We start from the raw sequence: 24,118 nt of genomic DNA, 5'->3' as shown, positions 1-24,118 counted from the left end.
ACCCAGGATGACCAGGCAACAAATCGTGATGGCTTTCAAGAACCAGGACTTTCCGCACATGGTGCATCGTATCCTTGCTGGCGCCTTCGCCCTGCTCATCAGCGGCGCGGCATTCGGGCAAGCCCCCCAGTCGAGCCCGGCCATTTCCTACACCCGGGACATTCAACCGATCTTTACCGAGAAGTGCGTGGCCTGCCATGCCTGCAACGACGCCGCCTGCCAGCTGAAGCTGGAAAGCCCTGAAGGCGCTGTACGCGGGGCCAGCAAGGTCCCGGTGTACCAGGGCGAGCGGAGCAAGGCGGTGCCCACCACGCGGCTGTTCTACGACGCACACAGCGAAGAGCAATGGCGCAAGAAGGGCTTCTACTCGGTGCTCGACAACCAGGGCAGTCAGGCTGCGCTGATGGCGCGCATGCTGGAGTTGGGCCACAAAACCCCGCTTACGCCCAACGCCAAGCTGCCCGAAGAGATCGTCCTGGGCCTGAGCCGCAACAACATGTGCCCGTTGCCCCATGAATTCGACGCCTATGCCGGCGCACACCCCAAGGAGGGCATGCCGCTGGCGGTGACCGGGCTGACCGACGACGAATACACCACCATGCGCCGCTGGCTGGCGGCCGGTGCGCCGGTGGAGTATCAGCCGATCCAGCCTAGCGCGGCCGAGGCCAGGCAAATCGCAGAGTGGGAAGAACTGCTCAACCGCCCGGGTTCCACCGAGGCGCTGGTGGGCCGCTGGCTGTACGAGCACCTGTTCCTGGCACATATCTACTTCGTTGGCGGCGAGCAGGGCCACTTCTTCCAGTGGGTGCGCTCGCGCACGCCAAGTGGCAAGCCGGTCGATATCATTGCCACCCGCCGCCCCAACGACCCGCCGGGCACGGACTTCTACTACCGCTTGATCCCGGTGCAGGGCGTGATCGTGCACAAGACGCACATCACCTACCCGATGGGGCCGCAGAAACTCAAGCGCGTGAAGCAGCTGTTCTACGCCGGCGACTGGCATGCCACCGCGCTTCCGGGCTATGGCCCGCGCCACCGGGCCAACCCGTTTGAAACCTTCGAGGCGATCCCGGCGGTGGCGCGCTACCAGTTCATGCTGGATAACGCCGAGTACTTCGTGCGCACCTTCATCCGTGGCCCGGTGTGCCGCGGGCAGATTGCCACTGACGTGATCCGCGACAACTTCTGGGCGCTGTTCCAGGAGCCGGCCTTCGATCGCTACATCACCGATGCCGAGTATCGGGGCAAGGCTACGCCCTTGCTGGCCATGCCTGGCCAGATCGATGACGTGGGCAGTGTGCTGAGCCTGTGGCACGCCTATCGTGACAAGCGCAACGACTACGAGAAACTGCGCCGTGAAGCCTATGCCGAAATGCCGGCACCGAGATGGTCGACGCTGTGGGCCGGTAACGACAATGCGCTGCTGAGCATCTTCCGCCACTTCGACAGCGCATCGGTGACCAAGGGCCTGGTGGGGGATGTACCGCTGACTGTGTGGTTGTTCGACTACCCGTTGTTCGAGCGCACGTATTACCAGTTGGCGGTCAACTTCGATGTGTATGGCAACGTTTCGCACCAGTTGCAGACGCGCCTGTACTTCGACCTGATCCGCAATGGCGCCGAGATCAACTTCCTGCGCCTGATGCCGGCCGACCAGCGCAAGGCGATCCTTGGCGACTGGTACCAGAACAGTGGCAAGGTGAAGATGTGGATGGATTATGAAGACATCGACACCGACACCCCGAGTGGTATCGAGCTCGACTCGCGCAACCCCAAGCGCGACTTTGGCCTGAAGCTGCTGCAGCGCACCGGTAGCCTGAATGCCGCGCCGGACCCGATCAATCGCTGCCAGGGCGCGTTCTGCTCACGGTCGCAGATCAGCGAAGAGTTCCGCAATGCCGAGCAGTCGCTCAGCCGACTGGTGTCGCGCCCGGCGGCCGGGCTGAAGGTGATCAACCAGTTGCCCGAGGCGACCATGCTGCGTATCGAAGGGCAGGACGGCCAGCGTCAGGTGTACAGCCTGCTGCGCAACCGCGCGCACAGCAACGTGGCGTTCCTGCTGGGTGAGGCGTACCGCTACCAGCCGGGGCTGGATACCCTGACCCTGTACCCGGGTGTGCTCACCAGCTACCCGAACTTCATCTTCAACATCCCGACCAAGGATGTGCCGGAGTTCGTCGAGGACATGGAGTATGCGAAAGATGACGCGGCGAAGTTCGAGCGCATTGTCATGCGCTGGGGGGTGCGCCGCAGTCACCCAGCGTTCTGGCACTACTTCCACGACCTGAACAGCTATATCAAGGAGACCGAACCGGTCGAGGCGGGCGTGCTGGACATGAACCGCTACGAGAACCTCTGATCGGGTTGGCTGACTTTTCCGAGTGCCCTGCGGTCGGAAACGGTGGGTGGTCTTGATCGATTGCAAAGGGGCTGCTTTGCAGCCCTTCGCGAGTATGGCGCTGCCATCAAGGCTGGCGCTGGCCTCTGCACTCGATACGGGCCTCAATGCATCGCCAAGCGCAGGGTATTCCATGCTGTATTCGCTTCAGGCACTGCGGGCGTTCGCCGCCTGGGTGGTGGTCTGCCACCATTTCATGCAGATCTTCTTCGACTTCCACGCCACCGGCCCCATCGGCCAACTGCTTACCAACCGTGGCGCGGTAGGCGTCGACATCTTCTTCGTCATCAGTGGACTGGTCATCTACCTGTCGACCCGCGACAAAGCCATCGAACCGCGCCAGTTCCTGCTCAACCGGGCGCTGCGCATCGTTCCTGCCTACTGGTTCTACACCGCCCTGATGGCCATGTTGCTGCTGGCATGCAGCCAATGGATGCCACATCAGGCGTTTACCTGGCCGCACCTTTTGCTGTCACTGCTGTTCATCCCGGCGGAAAACCCAGGTGGCTACGGCCTGTACCCGACCCTGAACGTGGGCTGGACGCTGAACTTCGAGATGTTCTTCTACCTGCTGTTCGGCCTGGCGTTCCTGGTACGCCAACAGCATCACCTGCTGCTGGTGACTGCCGCACTGTTGCTGGTCAGTGAGGTACTGGGGCGCATGGGCGTGGTCAGCCGCTTCTACAACAACGACATCATCTACGAGTTTCTGCTGGGCATTGGTGTCGGCGTACTGTACCGCCGCGGGCTGATCCGCCAGGGCCGGTGGTTGCCGCTGGCGTTGCTCGGTGTGGCGGGCCTGGCGATCTACTATCTGGACGCTTCCCAGCGCTTGCTGCACTGGGGTATGCCGAGCGCGATGATTGTGCTGGCCTTCGTGGCCATGGAGCCGCTGTTCCAGGGCAATCGGCTGCTCAAGGCCCTTGGCGACTGTTCGTACTCGGTGTACCTGATTCATGTGCTGGTGCTGTATGCAGGCTGGTTCGCCAGCCAGCGGCTGCAGCTGAACCCGTTCCTGACATTTGCCCTGTGCGTGCCGTCCATTGGACTAATGTCGTGGTTCAGCTACCAGTGGCTGGAGCGCGGCCTGTACCGGCGAATGCAGGCCTGGCTGACGGCGCAACGGGGGGCGGCCCCGGAATATGCGCTTTCCCGAGTCAATTGCTAGGACTTTGTTCAAGGACCGGGTTGGCGTACACTTGGCCGCAAGTCTGTGAGGAACCTACATGAGCGCTATAACCATTACCGACGCCGCCCATGACTACCTGGCCGATCTGCTCTCCAAGCAGAATACGCCCGGCATCGGCATTCGCATTTTCATCACCCAGCCGGGCACCCAGTACGCCGAGACGTGCATCGCTTACTGCAAGCCGGGCGAAGAGAAGCCTGACGACACCGCCGTGGGTCTGAAAAGCTTCACCGCCTACCTGGACGCCGTCAGCGTACCGTTCCTGGAAGACGCACTGGTTGACTACGCCACCGACCGCATGGGCGGCCAGCTGACCATCAAGGCGCCGAACGCCAAGGTGCCAATGGTCAACGAAGACAGCCCGATCAACGAACGTATCAACTACTACCTGCAGACCGAGATCAACCCGGGCCTGGCCAGCCATGGTGGCCAGGTGAGCCTGGTGGACGTGGTCGATGACGGCATTGCCGTGCTGCAGTTCGGTGGTGGCTGCCAGGGTTGCGGCCAGGCCGATGTCACCCTGAAGGAAGGCATCGAGCGCACCCTGCTCGAGCGTATTCCGGAGCTGAAGGGCGTGCGCGACGTGACTGACCACAGCCAGAAAGAAAACGCCTACTACTGAGTTGAAGGCGGCTCCCTTAGCAACAAAGTGTTACGGTTTCAACCCCTGCGACAACAGGCCGCAGCCCGTATTCAAAGGGCTGCAGGCCATCCCCGCGTTGGTCGGGTAGAACCCCTCTGGGTGTCATGCCAGAATGCCCCGGTTTTTCGACCGGCCCGTCCCGAGGGCCGGCACCTTCCCTGTAAAGGATGGTTTCATGAATGATCTTTTGACCCGGCGTGCGGTTGTCGCCGGCATGGGCGTTCTCGGGCTTGGCCTGCTGGCAGGCTGCAGCCCGGCCCGGGGGCTCGAGTTCAAGTACGGCAAGAACATGAGCAACGAAATCCTCGGGCGCAAGTTCAGCCTCAAAGACCCGCAAGGTAACGTGCGCACCCTGTCGAGCTTCTACGGCAGCATGCCGATGGTCTTCTTCGGCTTCACCCAGTGCCCGGCTGTCTGTCCGACCACGCTGGCGCGTGCGGCGCAGATTCGCAAGCTGCTGAGGGGACGCGACCGCGACCTGTTCCAGGTGGTGTTCATCACCCTGGACCCGGAGCGCGACACGCCCGAGGTGCTCGATGCCTACGTCAAGGCCTTCGACCCGACGTTCACCGCGCTGACCGGCACCCCCGAGGAAATTGCCGCGGTGGCCAAGGAATTCAAGGTGTTCTACGAGAAGGTTCCGGCCGGAGACACCTACACCATTTCTCACTCGTCCACCAGCTACGTCTACGATACACGTGGCACCCTGCGCCTGAGCCTGGGCCATTCCCTGAACGCCAAGGAATGTGCCGAAGACCTGGTCACCCTGATGGAGATCTGCTGAATGTCGATGCAACCGATCAAACGCGGTTTGGCTGCCCTGGTACTGATGGGGCTGGCCTTGCCGGCCCTGGCCCAGACCACCGTGAGTGATGCCTGGGTGCGTGCCAGCGTGCCGCACCAGCAGTCCACCGGTGCTTTCATGGTCCTGACCGCCAGCAGCGACAGCAAGCTGGTAGGCGTGGCTTCGCCCGTGGCCAAGACTGTGCAGGTGCACGAGATGACCATGAACGGTGACGTGATGGGCATGCGTGAGGTCAAGGCTGTCGAGTTGCCAGCCGGCAAGGCAGTGACCCTGGACCCGAATGGCCTGCATGTCATGCTGATGGGCCTGCACAATCAGGTGAAGGAGGGTGACAAAGTGCCTCTGACCCTGACCATCGAGGATGCCAAGGGCGCCAAGGAAACCCTGGAAGTTCAGGCACAAGTGCGTGCACTCAACGCCGACGCGGGTGGTGGGCATGATCACATGCACATGAACCACTGACAGATCAAAGGGCCGCGTTCAGCGGCCCTTTTTTCAACTGCGCCTTTCAGCTACGAAAGCGCGGCAGCGGCCTGTCGAGGGTCAGCGACGTCAGGGTCTTTCGAACCTGGGCCTCATCGGCCTCCAGTGCCTTCAGGCTAGCGCGGATCTTGCCGGCGGCGGGCACATCGCCCTGCCGGTCGATCCAGTCGGCAATCTCCTTGCAGGCACTGCTCAGACAGGCCTGGCGCTGGTTCATCAACGACAGAAGGGTGGTGAGCTCTCTTTCGGACATGGCAGGATCCTCCGTTCAGCCTTGTCAGTGTAGCAGAGGGTTGGCCAGGCTCTTGCGGCCTTTGCAAGGCGCGCTGCGGCAGCTGCAAGTGGCTGCTCTTGCGGCGCAGTAACAACTCGTTACTTATAAACAGCATGTTTAAAGTTGATGCTCGTGCCGTGCAAGGGATTCAGGGCTTGGTTTCTGAACGTGACCTGTTGAAGTGCTCAACTGCACAATCTGGTAGCTGCTGGCGGGTCTGCATTCTCGAGAGGGCGCTGCCTCTCACGCGCGTAGAGCAGAGTGAACGCAGGCTTGCCGATAGGCCCCCGGGGTCACCCCATAGGCTTGCTTGAACTGCCGGCTCAAATGGCTCTGGTCGGCAAAGCCGAGGTCGAACGCCACTTGCGAAGCGGCCAGGCCGTGCTTCAGCATTTCGCGGGCGCGGGCCAGGCGGCGCTGCTTCAGCCAGGCATGGGGTGGCAGTCCGGTGGCCTGGCGGAACACCCGGGCGAAGTGGAACGGCGACAGGTTGACTGCTGCCGCCAGCGCTTCCAGTGAGGGCGGGTCGGCCAGTTGGCTTTCCAGCAGTTCGCGGGCGCGGGCTACGGCCAGGGGTTCGTGGCCAGGGGGCGAAGGCTCGGCGCACTGCCCGTGCCGCTGCACCAGGGCCAGCACCGCCTGGCGCCAGGCCGTCTGCTGCTGCAAGGCGCTGGCGCTGGCTTCAGACAACTGATGCAGCTGGCTGAAAGCGAGGGCCAGGGCCGGGTCATGGATCACGCTGTCCTTGAAGCTGGGCATACCGTGGCGGCCCAGTTCCAGTTCGTCGAGCACACCGGTGACCCGCTCGTGCTCGGGATAGAAGCCGCGATAACGCCAGCCGGCTTCATGGGCCGTAGCGCCGGTATGCAGTTCGTCGGGGTTGATCAGCACCATGCTGCCGACCGGTGCCAGATGCTCGCTGCCGCGGTGCCAGAAGCGTTGGGCGCCCGACTCGATCACGGTGAATACGTAGCCCTCGTGCACATGCGGGGCGAAGCGCTGCTGATAGTAGCGAGCGTGCAGCATCTCGACGTCGCCCAGGGCTGGCGCCTGCCAGAGGTGTGTCTGCTCGCGCAAGGGTGTGCTCATGCCAGCCAGCTGCGTAGAAAGAAGAAGATCAACATGCTCACCAGCATGCTCAGCAACACGCTGCGGGTCAACAGCACCAGGGCGATGGCCACAAGGGAGCCCAGCAGGTAGGGGTTGAGCAGGCTTAGGTTGAGCTGGTGGTCAGCTATGAAGATGATCGGGCCGCAGATGGCGGTGAGCATGCCCGGCACGGCAAAGCCGAGAAACTGCCGGGCATTCGAGCTCAGGCGCAAGGGCAGGCGTGGCTCCAGGAATGCGTAGCGGTTGAGGAACACGATGGCGCCCATGGCGAAAATCAGGATCCAGGTCATGCGCGGGCTCCGGCGAATTTCTGGCAAATGAACCCGGCGCTCATGCCCAGCAGGCCTGCGACCACCAGGGCGGTTTCCCAGTGCCAGTAGCTGAACAGCACCGAACAGAACAGCGACACGGCTACGCACACCACGGTGGCCAGGTTGCGCACCAGCGGGGCGATCAGGGCGACAAAAGTGGCGACAATGGAGAAATCCAGGCCGAACTGGTCCAGGTGTGGAATATTCTGGCCCAGCAGTATGCCGGCCAGGGTGAACAGGTTCCAGGCAATGTAGAAGGTCAGGCCCACCCCCAAGGCATACCAGCGGTTGAATTGCTGCTGGTCGTACTGGCTGGTCAGGGCGAAGAATTCGTCGGTCAGCAGAAAGCCCAGGCCCAGGCGCCAGCGCAGCGGCTGGCTGGATAGTACCGGGCGCATCGACAGGCCATACAGCAGGTGCTGCGAGGTCAGCAGCAGGGTGGTGAGCAGGATCGACGCCAGGTTGGCACCCCCCTTGAGCATGCCAATGGCCACCAGCTGCGCGGCGCCGGCAAAGACGATGGCCGACAGCCCTTGCCCCTGCCAGGCGCTGAGGTTGGCCTCGATGGCCATGGAACCGGCCAGCAGTCCCCAAGGGGCAACGGCCAGGGACAACGGGATAATGGCAATGGCGCCGTGAAGGAAGGCTTGGCGGGCGATGTGGGGCATGATGGCTGCATTACGGCTACGTGGCAGGCCAGCATGACAGACGGGGCAGGGGATGGCTTGAACGATCTTGCTGGTCGACGTGTGTTCGCCTCAACCTCAGCGGCCACTTGACAACAGGGCCGCAAAGCGGCCCCGAATGCACCTGGGTTATGGGCGGCTGGTCAGCAGCTGTTGCGCCGTTGCGCAGCCATTGATGTCTACGGCTTTCTGCAGCAGGCTCGTGCGCTGCTGTGGGTCGAGGTCGCCAAGCAGGCGGTACACCTCGGCCTGGTAGTCGCGCTGACGCCCCCACAGCATTTCCAGGCCTTGTGGCCGGCTGCGGTTGCAGGCCAGGCGTGTGGCCGGTTGCGGGTAGTAGGGGGCGTACACGGTGGCCATGCTGGGGATGGCCTCCAGCGCTGTACGGTACTCGCTGCTGACGTTGTAGGGCCGGCACCAGGTGGCGATGGCTGGCGCGGGTGCGGCAAACCCCTGCTTGAGGCTGGCTTCGAGCAACGGGCAGGCGGCCTCCGGGATTTGCGCGACGGGCAGGTACGTCATGTAGTACAGCGCCAGGCGGTACTGCGCAACCGGGTGGCCAAGCGCTACCGATTTTTTCAGCAGGGCTACCGCTGTCGGCAAAGTGTGGGCCATGGCCTGGCCCTGGCGGCTAAGCTCGGGGTCGCCGCCCACTGCGGTGCGCAGCGTGCTGGCAGCATCGCCCTGGTCATCGGCCTGCTCCAGCAGCGGCAAGGCCTGACGGTAGAGCAAGTCGGCATGAGGGTCAATGCGTACCTCCAACGCTTGCGCGGCCAGTGGCACCAGCGCAGCCAACAGCGGGGGCAGGCGTCGCACAAGGCTCACAGGCGAACCCCATGGATGGCCAGGTACGGATGGACGGCTTCGGTGTTCATGGCGGTCAAGCGTGCGCCTCGGACAAATCGTAACGACGACGTATTCTACCCATCCAAGAGGGGTGGCCGAAAGACCACTCGGCAACTGTCAGACGAGCTTGATCGGCGTGACCTTGCGCTGGCCATGTTTTTCCTGGGCCAGCCCAAGCTTGGCGGTGATCACCTTGGCCAAGGCATTGTTGCCCAGATCGTTCAGGTGCAGGCGGTCGATGAACAGGTCGGCGCCGAACACTGGCGAGCTGTCGAGCATGCAGTTCATGTCGTAGCAGGGCACCGGGTCGGCCTGGCTTTTGATGCGGCGGAAAAATGTCGAATGCAACTGTCTGTCGAATGCGCCCTCCAGCAGCCGGTCGAAGTTCGCCGGTTGTTGCTGAAGCGCGGTCAGCATGGCTTGCTCACCGGCGGGCAGAGTATCCCTGCACCAGGGCAGCAAGGGTTGCAGGATGAAGGTGAGCGTGGCGTGGCTGTCTGCTAGCAAGCGGTCCCATTGGCGCAAGGTACGGCCAATGTTGTCGGCGGCACGGGCCAGCCGTTTTTCCGGGGGCGACAGCGGCCAGCTGACCGGGGCCGCGGCCGCAGGAGGCGCCAGCGCCTGGCCGATACGCCGCCACAGCGACTGCCGACGGGGTGGTGCGCAGGGCTGCAGGCCTTCGCTGAAACTGTTGAGAAAGGCCTGGTAGGCCTTGGCATGCTGCGGGTCGTTGGTACCTGCGAGGACTTCACACAGGGCTTCGTGGGCCAGGCTGTTGAGGCCACTGAGCACCACCACATGGCCGAGCTGGCCAAGGCGGTGCTGGTGGGTCAGGAACATCATCAATTCCTGGGTGGCATTGAGCCCGCAGCCGGCCAGGCTCAGCCAGACTTCGCCGGTGAGCATCGACAGGTGCGAGGCCACCGTGTGTTCGTCGGAGCTGGCGCCGATGCCCAGGGCTGTGGAGCCCCCGACCAGCAGGTTGATGCGTGACGCACCACCGTGCTCGGCCGCCGAAAAGCGCTTGCCGGCGCAATGGCTGTAGCGCAAGCCAAGGGCATCGGTGTTGATGGTGCCGGAGCGGTAGCCGGTTTCGTGCACATGCAGGGTATAGGGCGCACGGCGACTGCCCAGCAGGAGAAAACGCTGGTAGTCCTGCTGCAGCGGAGAAGGAGACGGGCGCGTGTCAATCGTGGTCATGGTCTCTCCTTCGCCGATGCCAGGCGCGGTGCAGCAGATTCAGGCCGCCAGTTCCTTGAGATTGTAAAGCAAGCCGCCGGCGGCGATCAGCAGCAGGGCAACGCCCGAGGCCAGGCTGATGACGCGGTTGCTGCGCTGCGAGGCGATCTTGCCGATGGCGAAGATGTACAGGCTGAGCACGGCGAAATCGATGGCCACCCACAGTAGTGACAGCACCACCATGCTCTTGCCGAATGATTCGGTGATCTGGATGAACTGCGGAAAGAAGGCGATGAAGAAAATGATGTCTTTCGGGTTGGAAATGCCCACCATGAAGCCTTGCATCAGCCCACCGCGCCCAGCCTTGGGGGCCTCGCTCGCCGAGTCAGACGCGGGTGCGCGCAGGGCGTCCCTCAGCGTGCCGATGGCAATGTAGCCGATGAACAGGCAGCCCAGCAGGCTCATGGTGCTGAGCCATGCCTTGTCGATGGCGGCACTGGTGAGGATGATCCAGGCTGCCGCGCCGATCAGCACCAGTGAAGCCCAGTTGGTGCCGACGGCGGTGAACATGGCCTTGCGCGAGCCGGAGGCGGCCGCAGTGTTGACGATCAGTGCCACCACCGGGCCGGGAGTGGCGATCAGTAGCAGCACGGTGAGGGCATAGGTGGCGGTGAGTGCGGTATTCACGGTCAGTTCTCGATCAGTATGTCGGTTGTCGCCTGGTGTGCGGCATGGGCGTGGAACGGGCAGCGTGACGGGTTGAGCGAGCCTGTCTCCTGCAGTTGATACTGCTTCCACTCGTAGTTGTCGGTATCGCCGAAAAAGCCAAGGGTGTCGGGCACAACGCCGTCGTTGTAGTGGTGCACGCGCTCGCGAATGCGCTCGCGGATGCGCTTGCCACTCTCGGTGTTGGCGTTGGCCACTTCGTCGAAGTTCTCCCGCGGGTTGATGACGAAGGTGATGTGCTGGCCCAGATTGCGGCTTTTCATCTGCTGATGACCGGGGAAGTTCATGTTGATGAACAGTGGCATGCCGGCATAACAGAACGACCAGCCGGCATCGTCGGGATCGGTCGGGATGCTCTGAGGCCAAGGGTGTGGGTCGCGTGCGTGCACGCCGCGCAGTACCTTCCAGGCCAAGGCCTGCTGCTCGGCCAGGCTGCTGCCGGCTGCGGTTTCGAGAAACACCACCAAAGGGCTGCCGATGCGCTGCTTGGGGGCGATCGGTGCGACGGTGCGCACGTAATTGGCCAGGCCCTGTGCGATGTCATCGGCCAGTTGCTCGGCGCGGGCGAAGAGAATGTGGCAGGTTTCGCCGTTTACCGCCTTGCGGCCGAACAGGCAGGGGAATTCGGGGTTGGCAAGAATGTTGCGGAAGTGTTCTATGGTTTTGAACGTCCAGTGTTGCATGTTGTAACCATGTTCAGCGGCGAGCTCCAGCGCATCCAGGCGATAGCAATTTCCATATCCCGTAAACATGATTTCCCCAGGCGTTGATTTAAGTGAACGTTCCAGTCACATGCAGGCAGGATCTTGGTGATGTTTGTTATTTACCAGCATTTTCCGAGACGCTCCTGTCGTTGTAAAACGCGTGGAACTATGACCTACTATTAGTCTTACTCATGCTCGGGACGCCGCCATGTCGGAACGGATTCAGGCCTTGCACGCACTGCGTGCCTTCGAGGTGGCCTCTCGCTATGGCTCTTTCACCCGTGCGGCTGAAGAGCTGGCTTTGACCCAGGGCGCCGTCAGCCACCACATCAAGACCCTCGAAGCCCTGTTCGGCTGCGACCTGTTCGAACGTCGGGGGCCGAAATTGAGCCTGACCGAGCACGGCCGCCTGCTGGCGCAAGAGCTGAAGGTGGGCTTCAAGATCATCGAAAATGCCTGCGCACTGCTGCGTCAGGATCGCTACGGCCTGCGCCTGAAGGCGCCGTCCACGCTTACGGTGCGCTGGCTGCTGCGGGCGCTGGATGCCTTCAAGAAGGTCGAGGACAACTGCAGCGTGCAGCTATCCAGTGTGTGGATGGATATCGACAGCGTGGACTTCTATTCCGAGCCCTACGACTGCGCCATTCTCCTGGCCAGCGGGCGTTTTCCCGCCGATATCGAGAGCTTCAAGCTGTTCGATGAATGGCTGATCCCGGTATGTCATCCGGATTACATGACGCAGGCACATCCGCAACTGTCCGACCTGCCCCGATGCGAGTTCCTGCACCCGTCGCCCGACCGGCGTGACTGGCGGCGTTGGCTGGCGCGAATGGATGCGCTGGACATCAGCATCGATCAGGGGCAGGTGTTCGATACCCTCGACCAGGGCATATCGGCCGCCCAGCAAGGCCTGGGCATTTCAGTGGTCGATCTGGTACTGGCCAGTACCGACCTGGCCGCCGGACGTTTGGTCACGCCTTTCAAACATGCCGTGGCCACCGGCGACGGTTACTACATGACCTGGCTCAAGGCCAGCCCAAAAGCGCGGCAGATGCACAAGCTGCGTGACTTCCTGCTCGGCCGGGTACCGCCGCTGGTCTACAAGGACATCAACTACCTGTACGGTTGAATACCCGATCGAGCATCAGTCGGCGAGGATGCACCGGCTGCGTAACAGGCGCTAAAACACTCATGCCAGGCACGACACAGGTAGAATAACGCCATCTACAGACAATCCAGAGGTCGACGCAGTGGAGTTGCAGCAGGGTTTTGTCCTGACCCGGCACTGGCACGATACGCCGGAAGGCACCTGCGTGGAGTTCTGGCTGGCCACCGATGCCGGGCCGCGGCTGTTGCGGCTGGCGGCGCAGGAGTCTGTGGCTTTCATTCCTCAGGCGCAGGCCGAGCATGCCCGTGGGCTGCTGGCCAACGAAGCAGGGACCAAGCTCAAGCCACTGCGCCTGAAAGACTTCGAGCATCGCCCGATGCTCGGTCTCTATACCCGCCAGCATCGCCAGTTGATGCAACTGGAGCAGCGTCTGCGCACGGCCGGTATCGACGTGTTCGAGGCCGATATCCGCCCGCCGGAGCGTTACCTCATGGAGCGCTTCATCACGGCGCCGGTGCAGTTCACTGGCCAGCCGGATGCGCAGGGCGTTTACCGGGAAGCCCAGCTCAGGCCGCTGCCAGGCTATCGCCCGGCGCTGCGCCTGGTGTCGCTGGATATCGAGACCAGCGAGCGTGGTGAGCTGTACAGCATCGCGCTGGAGGGCTGTGGTCAGCGCCAGGTGTACATGCTCGGCCCGGCCAACGGCGATGCCAGCGGGCTTGACTTCGACCTGGAGTATTGCGCTGATCGCGCCGCCTTGATCACCCGGCTCAACCAGTGGATGGCCAGGCATGACCCGGACGCGATCATTGGCTGGAACCTGGTGCAGTTCGACCTGCGCCTGCTGCATGAGCACGCCAAGTCGTTGCAGGTGCCTCTGGCCCTGGGGCGCAACGGTGCGGTCATGACCCTGCGCAGCCATGCCGGCGGCGGCCATGTCTTCGCCGATGCGCCGGGGCGGCTGCTGATCGATGGCATCGAGGCGCTGCGTTCGGCTACCTGGAGTTTTCCCTCGTTCAGCCTGGAGAACGTTGCCCAGACCCTGCTGGGTGAAGGCAAGGCCATCGACACGCCGTACCAACGCATGGACGAAATCAATCGCCGCTTCGCCGAAGACAAACCGGCCCTGGCGCGCTACAACCTGAAGGACTGCGAACTGGTCACGCGCATTTTCGCCCATACCCGGCTGCTCGACTTCCTGCTCGAACGTGCGTCGGTGACGGGGTTGGCCGTGGACCGCAGCGGTGGGTCGGTAGCCGCGTTCTGTCACTTGTACATTCCACAGATGCACCGCCTTGGCTTCGTCGCGCCCAGCCTTGGCAGCCGCCCGGACGAAGCCAGCCCCGGCGGCTTTGTCATGGACTCGCGGCCAGGGCTTTATGACTCGGTGCTGGTGCTGGACTACAAGAGCCTGTACCCGTCGATCATCCGTACCTTTCTCATCGACCCGGTCGGGCTGATCGAAGGCCTGCGTCTGCCTGACGACGCACATTCGGTCGAGGGCTTTCGTGGTGGGCGTTTTTCACGCACACAGCACTGCCTGCCATCCATCGTCGAACGGGTGTGGCAGGGCAGGGAAGCGGCCAAGCGCGAGGGCAATGCGCCGCTGTCACAGGCCTTGAAAATCATCATGAATGCCTTCTACGGAGTGCTTGGCTCCAGCGGTTGCCGTTTCTTCGACCCGCGCCTGGCGTCGTCGATCACCATGCGCGGCCACCAGATCATGCGCCAGACCAGGTCCCTGATCGAGGCGTGCGGCTACGATGTGATCTACGGGGACACCGACTCCACCTTTGTCTGGCTCAAGGGCGCCCATGCCGAGGCAGACGCGGCGCGCATCGGCCGCGAGCTGGTGGCAAAGGTCAACCAATGGTGGCAAGCCCATCTGCACGAGACCATGAACCTTCAGAGTGCGCTCGAGTTGCAGTTCGAGGTGCATTACCGGCGCTTTCTGATGCCCACCATCCGCGGTACCGACGAAGGCAGCAAGAAACGCTATGCCGGCCTGGTGCAGCGGCCCGACGGTGCTGAAGAAATGGTTTACAAGGGCCTGGAATCGGTGCGCACCGACTGGTCACCGCTGGCCCGGCAGTTCCAGCAGGAACTCTACGGCCGTGTGTTCCGCAGCGAGCCCTACCGTGATTACGTGCGCGAGTATGTGCGGCGAACGTTGGCGGGCGAGCAGGACGAACTGCTGGTTTATCGCAAGCGCCTGCGTCGCCCGTTGGCCGATTACCAGCGCAACGTGCCGCCGCATGTGCGTGCTGCGCGCCTTGCCGACGACTACAACAGGCGTCTGCAGCGCCCCCTGCAGTACCAGCGTGGGGGCTGGATCAGTTACGTGATCACCACCGCTGGCCCTGAGCCGCTGGAAAACCTGCAGGCACCGATCGACTACGATCACTACATCAGCCGTCAGCTCCTGCCGGTGGCCGATGCCATCCTGCCCTTTGTCGGCGATGATTTCGCGCGTCTTACCGACCATCAGTTACTGCTGTTCTGAGCGGGTGGTAGATAGCTAGGCGTCAGCATGACGCTACAGTCTTCAGACTCGGTCCTCCATGTCGTCGCGGAGGCAGAGATGCAGAACAATAGCAGTCAACCATCGGCTGTGGTCGATACCCTTGCCATGGCACAAGCATGCCAGGATCACTACATTGCACAGCGGCTGCCGGCCTGGATGAAGCGGCTGAGCATGGCCGAATTCACCCTGCTGAGCGAGGCGCTGCCTGAACTGCTGGCCTGCCGCGCAGGCTTGTCGTCAGCGCTGGCGCGGCTACGCAACCTGAATGCATTTACCCAGCCCTTGCTGCAGCAGGCGCTCGGTGCCCACGGTGACCTTGACGCCGATCGCCTGTACTTTCGCCAGTGGTACACCTTTACCTCGCCCACGATCCATTATGTAACCAGTCGGCTTCCGGTTGTTGGCAGCGATTACTACGACATCCCTCTGCTCGAGGCCGCCTTAGGCAATTTCACCGCAGAACAGCAACGCGACCAGCCACAGGGCAATTGCCTGGTCGATGTGCGCGGCGCAAAGCGTAGTGAACTGTCTGCACCGGGCTTCGCCAGGCTGTGTCGAACGCTGGATCTTGGGCAGAAATACCAGGCGCATCTGGATTCGGTACTCCAGCCCGAAGTCAGAGGATTGCTGACACGACGGCAACGCTACAGCATGCTGGTGGATGCCCTGCAAGCCAGGGCTCAGGGCGTATTGAGCGCAGAGGAACTGCAGTGGGTGGTGGCGCTCTGCACCAAGGACACGCTCGGCAAGCTCGAAGGCGCATCGGTTCGCGTGCGACAGTTGGCGGTGTTCGGCTGCCGCTTGCAGCAGATCGTTGTGCTGGACGTGATCGACGCGGGCCTGTTGTTCAACACCAGCAAGCGCGTGTTGGTCTATGTACCGGGTGACCCGCACGGCCCCTGGAGCGTGCGCAGCGATCTGGAAGATTACGCTCGCCGGGTGCTTGGCAAACGCCTGCGCGAAGATGACTACCGGCGTTTTTTCAACCGCTTCGTACGCCGACGCGATAGCCAGCGATTCTTCTCGGCCGTCAGTGAGCGCCTCGATGACGTGCCTGGCTGGGCAACTCGGGACCTCGATGAGCAGACCTTTGCCTATCGCCTGCCACTGTTCGAACACCTTGCTGACGACTGGATTGCGCGGATCAAGGACGATGCTGCGGTCATCGCCCCGCCCGTGGCCTTGCTTGATCGCGAGGTCCAGGCCGAACACGCCCGCCGTTTGCGTGCTGAAGGCTGGACCCTGTTGGGTGTTGCAGGGTTCTTCGTTCCGGGCATCGGCGCGGTGTTGTTGGGGGTGATGGCCTGGGAACTGCTTGAGCAGACGTTCCAGGCTGTAGGGGACTGGCAGGACAACGAACGCAATGCGGCGCTGGCGCACCTGCTGAATGTAGGCAAGGGGCTGCTGGCTGTCGGGGCAACCGTTGCCGTCGTTGCCACGGCCCGGCGCGCCTGGAGCGTGGTGGACAAGCTGGTACCCGCGCAGCTGGAAAACGGTGAGGAAAAACTGTGGAACGCAGACCTCAGCCCCTATCGCTGCGAAAGCCCGCCAGACACGGCGGAGCCGGACATGGAGGGTATGCACCGCCTGGGCGAGCGCCGCTGGATCAGCATGGACGGGCACTGGTATGAGATGACCTGGCACGACCACGATGAACAGTGGCAATTGCTCCCTTATCAGGGCTATGCGCCGCCGCTGCGTCACAATGGGGCCGGTGCCTGGCGGCTGTGGTGCGAACAGCCCGCCGAGTGGGGCGACACACGCCAGTTGTTCCGCCGCCTGGGCGGGCCATTCAGTGACCTTGACGATGCGCAGATCGACCGGTCGCTGGCGATCCATGGCCTCGATGATCAGCACCTACGAGCTTGGCATGTGTATGGCCGACCGCCGGAGGCAGCGTTGGTCGACACCGTCACGCGCGTGCGGCTCGCTGGCAGGATTGGTACGTTGGTCAACCAGTTGCGCGAGGGCGGTGTAACCGCAGACCCGCAACTGCTGCAGCGGGTCATGAGCCTTCCACAGGCGGCCGGCAAGGGCGGGGCAGCGTTGGCCGATGTGGCCTGGGCCGGGCGACGAGAACTGCTACAGGCGATGTACGATGAGCAGAATCCCGACACGGACACTGGCCGCCTCTTACGACAGAATTTTGCCAGCCTGCATCGCTTGGCCGCCGATGAGGTGTTGCGCGATGCCAGCGAGGATGACCTGCAGCTTTTACGTGAGACGGGGCGCGTGCCGTTGCTGGTGGCCGAGGCAGCAAGGTTGCAGGTTGCGCGAATCCGAATGGCGCGGGTGTTTGAGGCGCTGTGCATCGATACGCCGCAAAACCTCGACCTGGCGCGTGTGGTCTTGAATATGCTGGTACATGTGCCGGGGGCTGGTGGGCCGGGGTGGCGGTTGTTCGACGGTGATGCTGGCGAGCCGTTGTTGACGGTCGAGGGATCGGGGCAGACATTTGACGTGCTTCATCGTCATGGGCTGTTCCGCCTGCGTGCCCGAACGCAAACGGATATCGGTGAGACAGGCGAGTTGTTCGAGACCTTGGCCGCAGCCTATGACGACGCCTCGCAAGCGGCCATCGCTCAAGGCCAGCCCTTTGTGCCTGCGCTGCGCCAGGCGCTGACCAACCTGGCTTTCGACCAACGCCAGACTGTGGTGAATCTGCTCAGGCTGGAGCAGCCGAGCGGCTCGTTTCTCGCGCCGCAACGTCTGGCTGATGGCCGGATTGGTTACCCCATGGCGGGCGGCAGGCTCTGGGGGGCGTTAGGGCTAAACAGGCCAAGGGCGCTTCAGGCCCGGTTGCGAGACCTGTATCCGGCCTTTACCGACGAACAGATCGAGCGCTGGTTGGCCTCAAGTGACGCGCAGGCCAGGTTATCTATGCTGGAGCAGCAATATGGGGTGCTCAAGAGGCACTTGACCCAGTGGGCACGCAGTGCCTTGCTGTCACCAGAACTGGCCGCCCGGCGTGAGTTCAGAAAGGGGCTGATCAACTGCTGGCGCTGTCTTGTGCCGGAATTGCAAGGGCAAGCAGCACTGGAGGACGGGCGCTTCATGCTGACCCAGACCATCAGCCGCTTGCGCCAGCTGCCGGTCCTGCCCGCGCAAGTGGGCTTTCCCCACGTCTCGATCCTGGCCTTGCGCGCCATGCGCGTGGAGCACGTTCCGGACGAGTTTCTGCGGGCGTTTCCCAACTTGCGCAACCTGGAAATCACCAACTGCCGACTCACGCGTTTGCCATTGCCTCTGATGCTTGTCCAGAGGCTGGAGGTACTCGACTTGTCTGGTAACCAGATCACGCTCGACCAAGGCCAGGCGTTGGTCTTGGCAGATTGCCGGTCCCTGGTGTACCTGAACCTTTCGGACAACCCGTTGCGCAGGGCATTTTCCGTCCAGGCAATGATCGAGCTGAATGCCCTCTACCTGTCGAACACTCAGTTACCCGAGTGCCCCTACGGGCTGATGGACGCGCCAGAACTGCACACCCTGAACCTCAGCGACAACCGTATTTCTGAACTGCCCGAGGGTTTTCATCAGTCGCAGTTGTGGCGTTCGGGCAGGGTCGAGCTTTCCGGCAATCCGCTGGGGGCAGCATATGACGGGGTTTCAACCTGGCATTTGCTTGAGGCCAGTCGCGTGCCTTACCGGTTGCGCATTCTGGATGCGTTGCCTGGCGAACGTCGAGATGAAATGGCGGCACTGTGGGCCCATCTGGAGGCCGAGGAGCAATCGGAAGAGTTTTTCAATACCCTGTCGATGCTGACAGAATCCGGCGCCTTCAGTTTCTCATCGACTGCATCCGCGCTGGCGGCCCGTGTGTTCGACATGCTCCAGGCGATGTCTGAGCATGATGCCCTCAGGCAAGAGCTGTTCGAGCACGCAGCGGCGACCGGTTGCCAGGATAACGCCACCGCGCGTTTCGCCGACCTGGAACTGCGAGTGATGATATGGCGCACGAGGCACAGCGGATCTGCCCGGCCTGAACGGGCCTTGCTGAAGCTCGGTGCCCGGATGTGGCGGTTGGCGGTGCTTGAGCAAATTGCCGCTGAACATGCTTATCGGGTGGGGGCGGGTGCTGAATCGATCGAATTCGCCTTGGCCTATCGAATCGGCTTGCGCAAGTCTCTGGACTTGCCTGCCCAACCCGATGAAATGCTTTATGCAGGGATCCCTGCCTTGAGTAATCAGGACCTTCTCCTGGCCCGTGAAAGGATCCTGGCGCGACAGACTCGGGAGGGCATTGCTGATTACCTGTCACGCCAGTGGTTCTGGCAGGATTACTTGCGCAAGGCCTCGGCGGTTCGCTTGCAAGTGCCCCAATCCATGCACGCTGAGCTGGAACGGCTGATGGCGCTGGGGAATCGGGACGAGGAAATCGCGCGGCTGCAGATCCGCAATCAGCAACGCGAGCATGCGGTGTTGCTGCAGTTGACGCTGGAGGCGCTGGACCGGAACACGGTGCAGCGTCCGCTCCGCTAGCGGGTTGGCGGTTGTCTGAACGCAGGCATTAGCTATATAGCGCCTGGCGGGGAGCAGGCAACTTAGTCTGGCCTCTTTTCATGAAGAGGCCCCCGCTATGGACACCACTTTGCCGTCAGATGCGCAGGCCGCCATCGACGCTTTCCAGGACGGCATCATCGGCAGGCGCCTGCCACCCTGGTTGCGTCATGCACCTGCTGAGCAACTGCCTGATATCGGCAGGGCATTGGCAAACAGCCTTCGCTGCTGTGAGCAAGTGAACACGGTGCTGCGAGGTATCGAGGGCATCGACCGTTTCGTCGCATCAGCCCTGGGGAAGGCCCTCGACGAGCGTTACGGGCTTGGCCGTAACCCTTACTCGCTCAGGTTTCTGGAGGGCCGCCGGGAAGCTGTGATCAACAGTCAGCCGGTGGGCGCGCACCTGACGGCCGTGGTCTATGAAGAAAAGCCGCTGCTCGAAGTGGCATTGCGCAACTTCACGGCCGCCCAGGCGCAGGAAGGTGGCCAGCCGCGTGGTAACCGCCTGCTGCTTCCACGCCACGGCACGGTCAAACCCCCTACAAGCATCGAGTTTGCCGGACTGTGCCGTGAGCTGGACCTGGGTGAGTGCTATCAACGTCATCTGGATGCCATCCTCACGCCCGCTGGCAGTGCCGAGCGCCTGGTATCACAGCTTGTAGATGCCACGCGCTACACCATGCTTGCGGACGCCTACAAAGCCAGGCAGGAGGGAACGCTGGATGCCAGCGAACTCAATGTGATGGTGGCTGTGTGCGAGAAGGGTGAGCTGCCTCGCTTGGCGGGCGACCTTGTGCAGGCCAGGCAACTGAAGTTGCTGGGCTGCCAGATTGAGCAGGTGACTGTGTTCGTTGTGGTTGAGCAGGGCGTTTTGTTCAACACGACGCGTCGGGTGTTGCTTTACGTGCCTGGGGACCCTTTTTCGCCTTGGCGCGCGTTCGAGAGCCTCGACAAACTGAACCGCGAACTGGGCCGCCGCTTGCGAGACAAGGCCTATCAGCGTTTCTTCAGCCGCTTCGTGCTGCGGCGTGACAGCCAGGCTTTTTTTGCCCAGGTCGCGGAGCGCTTCGATGATCTGCCGAGCTGGGCTTTTCGCGATCTCGAACCGCGTTTGCAGGCTTACCCACAGCCGTTGTTCATCAGCCTGGCGCAGGCACGTATCCACCAGATCAAGGAAGATGCGGCGATGATCGCGGTCCCTGTGGCCAGGCTGGATCGTGAGGTTCAGCGCCAGCATGACCTGCGCCTTGCCGCCGAAGGATGGGCGCTGCTCAACCTGGCCAGTTTTTTTGTGCCTGGGGTTGGCCTGGCGCTGCTGGCCGTGACGGCCTGCGAACTGCTGGGCGAGGTCTACCATGGCGTCGAGGCCTGGCAGGAAGGCGATCGCCAGGAGGCGCTCGACCATTTGACCCATGTGGCGACAGACCTTGCCGTGCTGGCGACCACGGTCGCCGGGGTGGGTGTGGCTCGACGGGTTTGGGCACGCTCTGCGAAGGTCGATGCCATGGTGCCGGCTCGGCTGGAGGACGGCACTGAGAAACTCTGGCAACAAGACGTGACGCCGTTTCAAAGCCAGGCCCCCGTTGCCGCCTCAAGCCCGGACGCCTTGGGTATTCGGCGTCAGGACGGGCGGGCCTGGATCGAAATGGACGGGCATCACTATCGCGTGACCGAGGCAGGTGATGATCAATGGCAGTTGCATCCGGTCGACGGCCACGGGCCGTTGCTGCGCCACAATGGCGCAGGTGCCTGGCGGTTGTGGAGCGAGCAACCGGCTCGGTGGACTGACAGATACCGCATGTTCCGGCGTTTGGGTGAGCCCTTCAATGGGCTGAATGACGAACAGATTGATCAGGTTCTGCTGTTCCATGGCCTTGATGGCGACTATGTGCGGGGCTTGCATGTACACGCCCAGCCTCCGAGCCCCGGGATGATCGACAGTGTGGAGCGGGTCAGGCTTGATCAACGCATCCGCAGCATGATTGGCCGTCTGCGCAGCGGCGAGCCGGTAGAAGATGCAACAGTGCTCGATCACGCTCGGCGCTTGCCAGGCGCGAGTGGCCTGACAGGTCAGGCACTGGCCGCGCTGGCATGGACGCAACGCCGAACACTGCTGCAGCACCTTTTCGAAGCCTTGCAGCCCAGCGACACCCCTGGCAGCGCGGCGCTGCGTCGGGTGTTCCCGGGGCTGAGCGCGCGCACTGCGCAAGCACTGGTACAGACCGCCAGCAGCATTGATCGCACGCGGCTGCTGTCCAGCGGCAGGGTTGCATTGGGGCTGGCCGAGGCGGCAAGGGGCAGTGTGCTGGCGACACGCCAGGCTCGGGTATTTGAAGCGTTGTACCTTGATACTCCGCAGCAAGCAGACCTGGCACGGGTGGCCTTGGGCTTGCTGCGGTATCTACCCGGAGGCGACCAAGGTGTGTGCTGGCGTCTGTACGAAGGTAGCCTGGGCGGGCCGATGCTGGCGAAGACTGAGCAAGGGCCGCGGGCGTTCGATCTGGTACATCTGAACGGCAGGTTTCAACTGCATGGCAGCCAGGGCACGGCGCTGGGTGAGGCAGGTGAGTTGTTCGACGTCATGGCGCCAGCCTATACCGAAGGGCAACGGCAGGTGATGGGGATCGGCGATCCATTCGCGCACAACCTCAGGGTGATGTTGGCGCGCGAAGCAGCACGCCATCGTGATGAGATCAGTCGTTTGCTTGGCGCGGTACGCCCAGGTGCTGTCCGAGGGCCCATGCGCTTGGCCGATGGACGTATTGGCTACCCGCTGGGTGGTGGCGGAGTAGGTGGTTTCGCATCAAGGGGCAATGCCCTGAGGGCAACGCTGCGTGATCTCTTTCCGTGGTTGAGTGATGAGCAGGTCGAGACCTTCGCCGATGACGCCAGGCGTTCAGGGCATCAGATTGAACACGTACTGGCTGACCTTCGCAATGAGTTCGCCATCCTGCGCATGACACTGAATACCTGGGTGGCACGAGGGCAGGGCGATGTCAGGGAAGATCGAGAGGCTTTACGCCAGACGTTGTTCAATTGCTGGCGGCGGTCGGTGGGCGTGGGGGAACTGCAGATCAATGCACAGGAAAACCTCCATGTCATGTTCTGCAATTTCAGATCGAGCGGCTTGCCCAACATACCCGCACAGGTCAGCTTCAGAGGTGTGACCAGCCTGTCGCTGCTGCACCTTGACCTTCTGGAGGTGCCCAGCAGCCTGTTGCTGGCTTTCCCTAACCTGCAAACCCTCGATCTGGGTGGGAACCTGTTGACGCGCCTTCCGCAGCCGTTGCTGCAGATAGCGCAGCTGCGGCATCTGAGCCTGACCAACAACCGGATCGTCCTGAACATTACACAAACCGCCACACTGGCCAGTTGCACGAGCCTGCAGTCTCTCGACCTGTCCCACAACCCCCTGGGGAGCCGGTTCACGTTGGCGGGTTTGGCTGAGTTGCGTTGGCTGAACTTGCGCGACACACAGATCTCGCAGTTTCCACTGGGCGTGTTCGACAACGCTCAGTTGGTATCCGTTGACTTGCGGGATAACCGGATCAGGCACATTCCAGAGGGTTTCTACCAGTTGCCCGTGTGGCATCGGCGGCGGTTTCGCTTGAATGCGAACCCCTTGGGCGAGGCCCAGACGTTACGCTTGCAGGCTTCGTTGAGCAGCGTCGATCCGGCCCTCGACGAGGAGCAAGTGCTTCTGCGCCTGCAGCACGCGCGTGAAGTCTGGGGGGATGCCGTGGCCCCGGAGCATCGCGGCTTGATGCTTGCAGCCTGGGACTCGCTGGATGCAGGGCAGGACGCCGAGCGTTTTTTCCGTGTGCTTCGCCAGTTGTTGCTGTCCGAAGACTTTCGTGTCAATGCGCGTGCACTGGGCAATCGGGTAATGGCGGTATTGCAAGCGATGGCCATTACGCCAGAGCTGCGGCAGAACTTGCTGTCAGTGGCCAATGATGAGTGGGGGTGCCAGGACGGTGCAACCTGGTGCTTGAGCAACCTTGAACTGAATTTGTTGGTTTGGCAGGTTGAGCACGCGGCTCAGGGAGAAAGCGAACGCGCTTTGCTAGACCTGGGCAGACGTTTATGGCGCCAGGATGCAGTCGACATGTTCGCTACCCGATGGGCGCTACAGCATGGCAGGACGCTGGAAGGAAGCGAGGTGGGGCTGGCTTTCAGGGTCGGGCTGAGGGAGCGTCTCGACTTGCCACTGCAGGTGGGAGAAATGAGCTTCCTTGCGATCTCAGGCGTCCTGGATGCGGACCTGGCAGAAGCAGAGGCTGCGGTGCGGGATGCGGAAACGCCGGAAGAGATTGCCCGCTCCATGGTTGACCGTGAATTCTGGCAGGCGCACCTGGAGCGTTCCCATCCTGAGCGATTCGCTGCGGTCGACCTGCCGTTCAGAAGGCAACTTGAAAGGGTGCTTGACGACGAAGCGCTGAGCGAAGGGGCCATGATCGACCAGGCGGATGCCATTCGTGATGCACAGCGCGCTGCACGCAGAGGGCTGATGCTGGATATGACGATTCAAGCGATGGAAGTTGGACCCAAGGGGCCATCGATCGATGTGCGTTGACATGCGCTCAGGGCAAGGGGGTGCCTGGCCCTGCCACAGCGGCTTTGGGCTATGCTCAATCA

The 24,118-nt window shown here is 62.5% G+C and carries 17 protein-coding genes; 9 read left to right on the top strand and 8 right to left on the bottom strand.

Features of this window, described 5'->3' with window-relative positions:
* The first annotated feature begins 58 nt into the window (after positions 1-58).
* The 5 genes from ACE4QZ_RS16970 to ACE4QZ_RS16950 all read left to right on the top strand — a co-directional run bounded on the left by ACE4QZ_RS16970 (position 59) and on the right by ACE4QZ_RS16950 (position 5,497).
* Positions 59-2,359, top strand: a complete 2,301-nt coding sequence (locus ACE4QZ_RS16970; protein ID WP_028697369.1) for a fatty acid cis/trans isomerase — start codon at positions 59-61, stop codon at positions 2,357-2,359.
* Between the two features lie 172 nt (positions 2,360-2,531).
* Positions 2,532-3,566, top strand: coding sequence for an acyltransferase family protein (locus tag ACE4QZ_RS16965; protein ID WP_021782843.1), 1,035 nt, complete (start codon positions 2,532-2,534; stop codon positions 3,564-3,566).
* 58 nt (positions 3,567-3,624) lie between these two features.
* The gene (gene nfuA, locus ACE4QZ_RS16960; protein ID WP_003250416.1) at positions 3,625-4,209 is read left to right on the top strand and encodes a Fe-S biogenesis protein NfuA; all 585 of its coding nucleotides are present in this window, start codon (positions 3,625-3,627) and stop codon (positions 4,207-4,209) included.
* A gap of 196 nt (positions 4,210-4,405) precedes the next feature.
* Positions 4,406-5,014: an SCO family protein gene (locus ACE4QZ_RS16955; RefSeq protein ID WP_003250418.1), complete on the top strand. Its 609-nt coding sequence runs from the start codon at positions 4,406-4,408 to the stop codon at positions 5,012-5,014.
* Positions 5,015-5,497: a copper chaperone PCu(A)C gene (locus ACE4QZ_RS16950; protein ID WP_021782842.1), complete on the top strand. Its 483-nt coding sequence runs from the start codon at positions 5,015-5,017 to the stop codon at positions 5,495-5,497.
* A gap of 46 nt (positions 5,498-5,543) precedes the next feature.
* Here the strand turns inward: ACE4QZ_RS16950 and ACE4QZ_RS16945 are convergent, their stop codons facing one another.
* The 8 genes from ACE4QZ_RS16945 to ACE4QZ_RS16910 form a co-directional block, all read right to left on the bottom strand.
* A complete protein-coding gene (locus tag ACE4QZ_RS16945; RefSeq protein WP_003250422.1) occupies positions 5,544-5,771 on the bottom strand; it encodes a hypothetical protein in 228 nt (75 codons plus the stop codon).
* Between the two features lie 264 nt (positions 5,772-6,035).
* Positions 6,036-6,881: an AraC family transcriptional regulator gene (locus ACE4QZ_RS16940; RefSeq protein WP_021782841.1), complete on the bottom strand. Its 846-nt coding sequence runs from the start codon at positions 6,879-6,881 to the stop codon at positions 6,036-6,038.
* Positions 6,878-7,192: an AzlD domain-containing protein gene (locus ACE4QZ_RS16935; protein WP_021782840.1), complete on the bottom strand. Its 315-nt coding sequence runs from the start codon at positions 7,190-7,192 to the stop codon at positions 6,878-6,880. The genes ACE4QZ_RS16940 and ACE4QZ_RS16935 overlap by 4 nt, the downstream gene beginning before the upstream one ends.
* The gene (locus ACE4QZ_RS16930) at positions 7,189-7,881 is read right to left on the bottom strand and encodes an AzlC family ABC transporter permease (protein WP_021782839.1); all 693 of its coding nucleotides are present in this window, start codon (positions 7,879-7,881) and stop codon (positions 7,189-7,191) included. Before ACE4QZ_RS16930 ends, ACE4QZ_RS16935 begins: the two co-directional genes overlap by 4 nt.
* Positions 7,882-8,028: 147 nt before the next feature.
* Positions 8,029-8,724, bottom strand: a complete 696-nt coding sequence (locus ACE4QZ_RS16925) for a sel1 repeat family protein (RefSeq protein ID WP_021782838.1) — start codon at positions 8,722-8,724, stop codon at positions 8,029-8,031.
* A gap of 138 nt (positions 8,725-8,862) precedes the next feature.
* Complete coding sequence (locus tag ACE4QZ_RS16920) at positions 8,863-9,945, bottom strand: hypothetical protein (protein ID WP_021782837.1); 1,083 nt, start codon at positions 9,943-9,945, stop codon at positions 8,863-8,865.
* A gap of 39 nt (positions 9,946-9,984) precedes the next feature.
* Positions 9,985-10,611: a LysE family translocator gene (locus tag ACE4QZ_RS16915; RefSeq protein ID WP_021782836.1), complete on the bottom strand. Its 627-nt coding sequence runs from the start codon at positions 10,609-10,611 to the stop codon at positions 9,985-9,987.
* A 2-nt stretch (positions 10,612-10,613) separates the two neighbouring features.
* Positions 10,614-11,402 (bottom strand): YqcI/YcgG family protein, encoded by a 789-nt coding sequence (locus ACE4QZ_RS16910; protein WP_021782835.1) that lies wholly within the window; start codon positions 11,400-11,402, stop codon positions 10,614-10,616.
* Positions 11,403-11,562: 160 nt separating this feature from the next.
* On the opposite strand from ACE4QZ_RS16910, the gene ACE4QZ_RS16905 reads away from it, so the two are divergent.
* The 4 genes from ACE4QZ_RS16905 (at position 11,563) to ACE4QZ_RS16890 (ending at position 24,056) form a co-directional block, all read left to right on the top strand.
* Positions 11,563-12,483 carry a LysR substrate-binding domain-containing protein gene (locus tag ACE4QZ_RS16905; protein WP_021782834.1) on the top strand — a complete coding sequence of 307 codons (921 nt, stop codon included), beginning with the start codon at positions 11,563-11,565 and terminating at the stop codon, positions 12,481-12,483.
* Positions 12,484-12,604: 121 nt separating this feature from the next.
* Positions 12,605-14,965, top strand: coding sequence for a DNA polymerase II (locus ACE4QZ_RS16900; RefSeq protein WP_021782833.1), 2,361 nt, complete (start codon positions 12,605-12,607; stop codon positions 14,963-14,965).
* A 78-nt stretch (positions 14,966-15,043) separates the two neighbouring features.
* Positions 15,044-19,465: an NEL-type E3 ubiquitin ligase domain-containing protein gene (locus ACE4QZ_RS16895; protein ID WP_021782832.1), complete on the top strand. Its 4,422-nt coding sequence runs from the start codon at positions 15,044-15,046 to the stop codon at positions 19,463-19,465.
* A 97-nt stretch (positions 19,466-19,562) separates the two neighbouring features.
* Positions 19,563-24,056, top strand: a complete 4,494-nt coding sequence (locus ACE4QZ_RS16890; RefSeq protein WP_021782831.1) for an NEL-type E3 ubiquitin ligase domain-containing protein — start codon at positions 19,563-19,565, stop codon at positions 24,054-24,056.
* The last annotated feature ends 62 nt before the right edge of the window (positions 24,057-24,118 follow it).

Source organism: Pseudomonas sp. DCA-1 (assembly GCF_046523955.1).
In the GTDB taxonomy this organism is placed as follows: Bacteria; Pseudomonadota; Gammaproteobacteria; order Pseudomonadales; family Pseudomonadaceae; genus Aquipseudomonas; species Aquipseudomonas putida_Y.
The sequence above is the reverse complement of the archived record's forward strand: the minus strand, read 5'-3'. Positions and strand labels throughout refer to the sequence as shown.